7 protein-coding genes are annotated in these 6,786 nt (G+C 74.9%); 4 read left to right on the top strand and 3 right to left on the bottom strand.

Features of this window, described 5'->3' with window-relative positions:
• Together KDL28_RS10620 and KDL28_RS10615 are read right to left on the bottom strand one after the other, a co-directional pair.
• On the bottom strand, positions 1-846 hold an 846-nt coding region (locus tag KDL28_RS10620; RefSeq protein ID WP_252437307.1), incomplete at its 3' end, for a thiolase family protein.
• The gene (locus KDL28_RS10615) at positions 846-1,829 is read right to left on the bottom strand and encodes a Zn-ribbon domain-containing OB-fold protein (protein WP_252437306.1); all 984 of its coding nucleotides are present in this window, start codon (positions 1,827-1,829) and stop codon (positions 846-848) included. The genes KDL28_RS10620 and KDL28_RS10615, both read right to left, overlap by 1 nt.
• Before the next feature lie 114 nt (positions 1,830-1,943).
• Between KDL28_RS10615 and KDL28_RS10610 the strand changes: the two genes are divergently transcribed.
• The 4 genes from KDL28_RS10610 to KDL28_RS10595 are packed head-to-tail and all read left to right on the top strand — an operon-like array spanning position 1,944 to position 5,796.
• Positions 1,944-2,984 carry an LLM class F420-dependent oxidoreductase gene (locus KDL28_RS10610; RefSeq protein ID WP_252437304.1) on the top strand — a complete coding sequence of 347 codons (1,041 nt, stop codon included), beginning with the start codon at positions 1,944-1,946 and terminating at the stop codon, positions 2,982-2,984.
• A 22-nt stretch (positions 2,985-3,006) separates the two neighbouring features.
• Positions 3,007-4,557 (top strand): acyl-CoA synthetase, encoded by a 1,551-nt coding sequence (locus KDL28_RS10605; protein WP_252437302.1) that lies wholly within the window; start codon positions 3,007-3,009, stop codon positions 4,555-4,557.
• Between the two features lie 15 nt (positions 4,558-4,572).
• The gene (locus KDL28_RS10600; protein WP_308215985.1) at positions 4,573-4,692 is read left to right on the top strand and encodes a phosphoadenosine phosphosulfate reductase domain-containing protein; all 120 of its coding nucleotides are present in this window, start codon (positions 4,573-4,575) and stop codon (positions 4,690-4,692) included.
• Positions 4,693-4,743: 51 nt separating this feature from the next.
• On the top strand, positions 4,744-5,796 hold the full coding sequence (locus KDL28_RS10595) for a hypothetical protein (RefSeq protein ID WP_252437297.1): 1,053 nt from the start codon (positions 4,744-4,746) through the stop codon (positions 5,794-5,796).
• A gap of 150 nt (positions 5,797-5,946) precedes the next feature.
• Here KDL28_RS10595 and KDL28_RS10590 read toward each other — a convergent pair whose 3' ends face one another.
• Positions 5,947-6,762, bottom strand: coding sequence for a crotonase/enoyl-CoA hydratase family protein (locus tag KDL28_RS10590; protein ID WP_308215984.1), 816 nt, complete (start codon positions 6,760-6,762; stop codon positions 5,947-5,949).
• Between the last annotated feature and the right edge of the window lie 24 nt (positions 6,763-6,786).

Here is a 6,786-nt window from a genome sequence, read left to right as displayed (position 1 = left end):
TTTGCGGGCGGGGGGTCCCGCCCCGCCCCCCCGCCCGGGGCCGCCCCCCCCCCCCCCCCCGGCGGCCGCCGCGGCGGCCGCCGCCGACGGGCTGCGGTGCAGCTCGCGCGCCCCGAGGACGGGGGAGTCGACGCGGTGCTCCACCCCTGTGATCCAGGCCGGGCGCTCGCACAGGTCGCGGGCCGCGTCGGCGGCGGCCAGCACCACCACGGCGGCGCCGTCGGTGACCGGGGCGCAGTCGTGGGCGCGCAGCGGGTCGGCGAGGTAGGGCCGGTCGAGCAGGGTGGCCGCGTCGACCTGGTCGCCGAGCTGGGCGTAGGGGTTGGCGACGCCGTCGGACCGGCTGCGCGCGGCGACCTCGGCCATGTCCTTCTCGCTCCACAGGCCGGCGTCGAGCCCGGCCCTGGCCTGCAGCGCCGCGACGCTCACCGCGTCGGGCCACAGCGGCGCGACGGTGTACGGGTCGAGCTGCAGGGCGAGCACCCGGTTCAGCTCGCCCGCCGAGGACTTGCCGAACCCGTACACCGCGGCCGTCCTGGCCTGGCCGGTGCGGATCTTGACCCAGGCCTCGTAGAACGCCCAGGCGGCGTCCGCCTCGACGTGCGACTCGACGATCGGCGGCACGGCCCCGATCGCGTCGACCGCGGAGACGAAGGAGAACGCGCGCCCGGCCAGGTAGTCCGACGAGCCCGAGCACCAGAAGCCGACCTCGCGCCGGGGCAGCCCGGTGGTCTCCAGCACCTCGGTGATGATCGGGACGAGCATCTCCACGCCGTTGGTGGTGCCGGTCGTCTCCGCGACCTGGGGCGCCTGCGCGAACCCCACGACGGCGATGTCGGTGTTCATCACAGGTGCTCCGAGTAGGACTCGAAGGGAGCGTCCGGCTCCCCGGTGGGCCGGAAGTGGTCGACGTTCTCCAGCGAGGTGGTCCACCGCTCGCGCGGCTTCCAGGCCGCCTCCACGCGCATGCCCATCCGCACCTCGTCGGCGGCGCAGCCCAGCACCAGGTGCAGGAACGCGATGTCGGCCCCGTCGAGCAGCACGTACGCCGCGACGTAGGGGGGCGTGATGCGCTGGCCGAGGAAGGGCACGTTCACGATGCAGAAGGTGGTGACGATGCCCCGGTCGGGCAGCTGCACCTCCTCCTCGGTGGGCACCCCGTCGGCCGGGCACGCGCCGCGCGGCGGCACGTAGACCTTGCCGCAGGCCGGGCAGCGCTGGCCGATGAACCGGCCGTCGGCCAGCGCGCGCAGGTAGCGGCTCTCCTGCTCGGAGGCCGAGTGCCGGTAGGCCAGGTGCACCGGCGTCGTCAGCATCGTCACCGGCTCCGCGCCGCCGGTGGCCGGTGCGGCGGGTCCGCGCGGCTCGACCCCGGCGCCTGCGGGCTCGAAGCAGACGATGTCGCGGATCGAGCCCACCGGCTCGGCGGCCCAGCGCGCCCGGACCCGCAGGCCGGTGCGCATCCGGTCGGGGGTGCCGGCGTCGACGGCGTGCAGCATCGCGGTGTCGGCCCCGTCCAGCCGCACCAGCGCCCAGCCGAAGGGCCGCTCCAGCGGCTGGCCCGCGACCGGCTCGGCCATCCACGACCAGGACACCACGGTGCCCTCGTCGGCCACCGCGACGGGGTCGGACAGCGGGGCCGACGTCACCGGGTCGTACTCCACCGGGGGCACGTGCACGCGGCCGTCCGAGCCGCGGACGCCCTCGATCCGCCGCTCGCGCAGCGCGGTCATGAAGCGCCCGAGCACCGGGCCGAGCGAGCGGGTGTAGTCGAAGCCGACGTCCAGCGGCGCGGACAGCGGGGGTTCGGGAGCGAGCGGGAGGGCCACCCGGCCAGTAGAACAGGTTCTCGATCTGTCCGGCAAGCAGTGCTCCGGTCGCCCGAGAGGCCCCGCCCGTCGAGAGAGAACAGGTTCTGGTCATGGGCTGGCAGGATGACCCGCATGCGACTGGGACTGCAGCTGGGGTACTGGGGGGCGGCGCCGCCGGCGGGGGCCGGGGAGCTGGTGGTGGAGGCCGAGCGGGCCGGGTTCGACGCGGTGTTCACCGCGGAGTCGTGGGGGTCCGACGCGTTCACGCCGCTGGCCTGGTGGGGCGCGCGCACGGAGCGGGTGCTGCTGGGCACCTCCGTCGTGCAGCTGTCCGCGCGCACCCCCGCGGCGTGCGCGATGCACGCCCTGACCCTCGACCACCTCAGCGGCGGGCGGGCCGTGCTGGGGCTGGGCGTGTCCGGGCCGCAGGTCGTCGAGGGCTGGTACGGCGGGCCGTTCGGCAAGCCGCTGGCCCGCACCCGGGAGTACGTCTCGATCGTGCGCCAGGTGCTGGCCAGGCAGGCGCCGGTGCGCAACGACGGGCCGCACCACCCATTGCCCTACACCGGTCCCGGATCGGTGGGGCTGGGCAAGTCGCTGCGCCCGATCACCCACCCGCTGCGCGCCGACCTGCCCGTCTGGCTCGGCGCCGAGGGGCCGCGCAACGTGGCGCTGGCCGCCGAGATCGCCGACGGGTGGCTGGCCGTCTACTGGTCGCCGCGGCTGGCCGCCACCTACGAGGAGTGGCTCGCCGAGGGCTTCGCCCGCCCCGGTGCCCGGCGCACCCGCGACGGGTTCACCGTCGCGGCGTCCTGCCAGGTCGTCGTCACCGACGACCCCGCACCGGCGGTGGCCGGGATGAAGCAGACGATGGCGCTGTACCTGGGGGGCATGGGCGCGCCGGGGATGAACTTCCACGCCGACGTCTTCGCGCGGATGGGCTACGCCGCGGAGGTCGCCGAGATCGCGGCGCTGTTCGCGGAGGGCCGTCGGGACGCCGCGGCCGCGGCCGTGCCCGACGAGCTGGTCGCCGACACCGCGATCATCGGGCCGGCCGGACACGTCCGCGAAGAGGTGGCGCGCTGGGAGAAGGCCGGCGTGGGGATGCTGCTGGTCGGCTGCGCCGACGTCGGGCAGGTGCGGACGCTCGCCGACACCCTTGCCACGGAGTGAAACACGTTCTAGTTTCTGCGGCGTGACCGCACTCGGCCTGTGGGGCATCGCCGCCGACACCCCGGACCGCACCGCCGTCGTCGACCCGGACGGGCGGTCGGTGGGCTACGGCGAGCTCGCCGCGATGGCCGACCGCTACGGGCGGGGGTTGCAGGCGATGGGCCTGCGGCCCGGCGACGCCGTGGTGCTGATGCTGCCCAACGGCGTGGAGATGGTCGCGCTGCACTTCGCGGCCCAGCAGACCGGGCTCTACACGGTGGCGGTCAACTGGCACCTGGTCGGCCCGGAGGTCGCCTACATCCTCGCCGACAGCGGGGCCAAGGCGTTCTTCGCCCACGAGCGCTTCGCCGAGGTGGCCCGGGCCGCGGTGGAGGAGGCCGGGTTCCCGGAGTCCGGCCGCTTCGCCGTCGGCTCCGGAAGCTCCAGCGGGGTCCCCGGCTTCCGGCCGCTGGCCGAGCTGGGCGCCGACGAACCGGCAGGGCGGCCCGACGAGCGCACGCTCGGCGCGCCGATGCTCTACACGTCCGGCACGACCGGGCGGCCCAAGGGCGTGCGCCGCCCGCTCACCGGCGCCGACCCCGACGACGCCCCCGGCACCGCGATCTGGTTCTTCTCGATCTTCGGGTTGGCCCCGCACGACGGGCACGTGCACCTGTGCGGGTCACCGCTCTACCACACCGCGGTGCTGAACTTCGTGACCATCTCCATCCAGCTCGGGCACACCGCCGTGCTGATGGACCGCTGGGACCCGGCCGAGATGCTGCGCCTCATCGAGCGCCACCGGGTCACCCACAGCCACATGGTGCCCACCCAGTTCGTCCGGCTGCTGGCGCTGCCCGAGCAGGTGCGCACGCGCCACGACCTGTCCTCGCTGCGCACCGTGATCCACGGCGCGGCGCCGTGCCCGCAGGAGGTCAAGCGCCGGATGCTCGACTGGTGGGGGCCGGTGGTCGTGGAGTACTACGCGGCCACCGAGGGCGGCGGCACGACGATCATGGCCGAGGACTGGCTGCGCAAGCCCGGGTCGGTCGGGCTGCCCTGGCCGGGGTCGGTGGTCAAGGTGCTCGACGAGCAGGGCGCGGAGCTGCCCCCGGGCGAGCCCGGCCTGGTCTACCTGCGGATGGGCACCTCCAGCTTCTCCTACCACCGAGACGAGGAGAAGACCCGCGCCGCCCGGGTCGGCGACCTGTTCACCCTCGGTGACGTCGGCCACCTCGACGCCGACGGCTACCTGTTCCTGCACGACCGCAAGGCCGACATGATCATCGTCAACGGGGTGAACGTGTACCCGGCCGAGATCGAGGGCGAGCTCGCGGCCCACCCCAAGGTCGCCGACGTCGCCGTGTTCGGCGTGCCGCACCCGGAGAGCGGCGAGGAGATCAAGGCCGTCGTGCAGCCCGTGGACGGCGCCGAGCCGGGCGACGCCCTCACCGCCGAGCTGCTGGGGTTCGCCGCCGCCCGGCTGGCCCGCTACAAGCTGCCGCGCAGCGTCGACTACGTCGACGAGCTGCCCCGCGACCCCAACGGCAAGCTCTACAAGCGCCGCCTGCGCGAGCAGTACGCGCCGGCCTGACCCCGCCGCCCCGTCCTGCTGTACTCGATCGGCAAGGACGGCTCGGTGCTGTTGCACCTGGCCCGCAAGGCGTTCCACCCCTCGCCCCCGTCGAGGACGACGTGGGGATCGACTTCCGTTCTGTCGATCCCATGACGTCGTTCTCGACGGCTCGCCGCGGTGGCGCGCGAGGGGGACAGTGGAGGTGTGGGGGTCCTTCGGCTGGTGGTCGCGTGGCTCATCGCGCTCGTGGCGGTCGTCATCGGGTTCCCGTTCCTCGCAGCGTTCCTGTTGGGTGGGACCACCACCCCGGTCGACGAGTGCTCGACGCCCAGGGCGGCACCGCGCACGCCCGACCACGGCGCGGCGGACCGGCTCCAGGCCGCCTTGCGCGGGCTGCCCGGCGTCACCGGCACCGAGGTCGAGTTCCACCCGGCCGTCTGGTCGGGGCAGGTGGACGGTGTGGGCCTGCGGGTGGCGTTCGCCGCCGACGCCGGCCACGACCAGGTCCTCGCCGCGGTCGCCCCGGCCGTCGACGGTCTGCGCGGCCCGGAGTTCGCGGGCCTGGATGCGCGCCTCGCCTTCGCGATCGGCCCCGACGTCCCCTCCTCCGACGAGGCCGCCGGCTTCCACGTGCTCGGGTCGCAGCCGACCACGGCCGTGCTCTCCTACGCGCGGGGCTGGCTCGACCTGCGGGCGCGCCATCCGGCGGCGGAGGTGCAGGTGTGCCGCGACGACGGCGCGGGCATCGGGACCGTGGCGCGGGTGTCCGTCGTCCCGGACGGGGACGCCGGGGAGGACGCGGCCCTCCGGGCGGCCTTCGCCGACCTCGAGGCGCTCACCCTCTCCGGCGGCGGCTGGGCGCGGATGAGCGTCCGCACGACCGGGGCATCGGGCCGGGCGGGTCCGCCCACCGAGGTCGAGTACGCGTTCGCGGAGGCGTACCTGGACGAGGAGCTCATCGATCCGATGGTGTCGGCCGTGCGGCGGCCGGCGGCCATGGCCCCGACCGACGAGCTGAGGGCCGTCGTCACCTGGTACCCCTCCCGGGGCCACGCCTCCTACCTGCTCGACGTCGAGGTCGTGCTCGGGGTCGGGGAACTGCGCCAGGCACCCGCCTCCGACCCGCCCGGCCGGGTACAGGAGGTCGCCGCGGCGCTGCAGGCGCAGGTCGAGGCCACGGACCTGCCCTACGAGCTGACCGTCGACCTCGGGGACGTGCGGGTGCTGGAGGAGGGGTCGTTCTCGTCGGGGTTCTGACGGCGCGCCGACGTCATCCCGACCTCACGACGGGTCGGCCGGCACCGGGTCGTGCCGGGGTGAACATCACGGTCGTGCGCAGGTGGCCCGGCCGGTCGTCGCGCGGAGGGTCGACCAGGCGGATGTACTCGCGGGCTGTGAACGGCCGCGTCAGCGGTCCTGGAACTGCGGGCGGCGCTTCTCGGCGAACGCGCGCGGACCCTCCTTGGCGTCGGCGCTGCGGAACACGGCGGTGCCGATCCCGGCCTCCACGGCGAAGGCGTCCTGCTCGGCCATGCCCTCGGTCTCCCGGATCGTGCGCAGGATCGCCCGCACCGCGACCGGGCCGTTGGCCGCGACCAGCTCGGCGAGCTCCATGGCCCGGTCCAGCGCCTGCCCGTCGGGCACGACGTGCCCGATCAGGCCGAACTCCAGTGCTTCGGCCGCGGTGATGTGCCGTCCGGTGAGCAGCAGGTCGGCGGCGACGGTGTAGGGGATCTGCCGGGGCAGCCGCACCGCCGAGCCGCCCAGCGGGAACAGCCCCCAGCGGGCCTCGGAGACCCCGAACCGGGCGCTGCGCCCGGCCACCCGGATGTCGGTCGCCTGCAGGATCTCGGTGCCCCCCGCCACCGCCGGCCCCTCGACGGCGGCGAGCAGCGGTTTGGTCAGCCGCCTGCCCTTGAGCAGCGGCTCGATGACCCGCAGGCCGGCGCCGCCGTCGTCGAACGAGTCGCCGGGGTGGCTCGCGGTCATCGCCTTGAGGTCGGCGCCCGCGCAGAACGCCCCGCCGGCCCCGGTGAGCACGCACGCCCGGATGCCCGCGTCGCGGTCCACCTCGTCCCAGGCGTCCTTCATGATCGCCATCATCTCGGCCGACAGCGCGTTGCGGGCCTGCGGCCGGTTCATGGTGACGACCAGGACCGCGCCCCGCCGCTCGACGAGGCAGTGCGGCTGCGCGACGGACGCGGCGGGAGCGGCGGAGTTCACCCATTACCTCCAGGACCAAGTGGC

It is taken from the genome of Pseudonocardia humida, from assembly GCF_023898865.1.
Lineage (GTDB): Bacteria > Actinomycetota > Actinomycetes > Mycobacteriales > Pseudonocardiaceae > Pseudonocardia > Pseudonocardia humida.
The sequence above is the reverse complement of the archived record's forward strand: the minus strand, read 5'-3'. Positions and strand labels throughout refer to the sequence as shown.